The 243-nt window shown below is 72.0% G+C and carries 1 pseudogene; it reads right to left on the bottom strand.

Annotated features, from left to right (window positions below):
• Positions 1-243, bottom strand: a pseudogene (locus tag KVT32_RS31185) (cysteine desulfurase); the annotation flags it as partial.

Here is a 243-nt window from a genome sequence, read left to right as displayed (position 1 = left end):
TGACGGCTTCCTCCTCAAGCCCGGTGGCGAGCACCGCGCGCAGGCGGTAACCGTGCTGGCGCAGCATTACCGCCACGCGCTCGGCCAGGCCTGGGCCCAGGTCGATCGCCACGCACTCGCGCCGGTCCGGATCGAACACCAGCCAGCCCTCGTCGCCGACGAACTGGTAGACCCCGGCGCCTCCGCCACCGCAGCGCGAGGCGGGCAACACCGGCTTACGCAAGGCTTCGCCGCAGCGTTCGA

The organism is Achromobacter sp. GbtcB20 (assembly GCF_019091095.1).
Classification (GTDB): domain Bacteria; phylum Pseudomonadota; class Gammaproteobacteria; order Burkholderiales; family Burkholderiaceae_B; genus Achromobacter; species Achromobacter mucicolens.
This window is presented reverse-complemented; position numbering and strand designations above follow the sequence as displayed.